The sequence below is a fragment of the Shewanella sp. POL2 genome (assembly GCF_000282755.1).
GTDB classification, from domain to species: Bacteria; Pseudomonadota; Gammaproteobacteria; order Enterobacterales; family Shewanellaceae; genus Shewanella; species Shewanella xiamenensis.
The window spans coordinates 1-347 of record NZ_AKZL01000227.1 but is presented as its reverse complement, the minus strand read 5'-3'; the positions used below and the strand labels follow the sequence as shown (position 1 = coordinate 347).

General features: G+C 52.4%; 1 pseudogene. It reads left to right on the top strand.

Going from position 1 to position 347, the window contains the following annotated elements:
- Window positions 1–347, top strand: a pseudogene (locus SHEWPOL2_RS22180) (IS4 family transposase); the annotation flags it as partial.

Sequence of the window (347 nt, the reverse complement as noted above, 5' to 3'; positions counted from 1 at the left end):
ACATTACCGCTTGCAGCGACGAAATCTCTCCTCATTCCTCAGAAAGGCGGAAGGAAAGCCCGGGCGGTGACGCTGGAAATGAGATATGCCCGAGTGACCCTCAAAGCTCCAGCCAACAAACGCACTCAGGCAGACATCCCTCTGTATTACGTCAGTGTCGTAGAGCAAAGTCATCGTGAAGAAAAACTGGCATGGCACTTACTCACCTCCGAACCTATCACATGCTCGAAGGAGGCACTGGAGGTTGTCGGCTATTACGAGCGCCGTTGGTTGATTGAAGATTACCACAAGGTATGGAAAAGCAGTGGCACCGCGGTGGAAGAGCTGAGAATGCAGTGCCGTGAGAA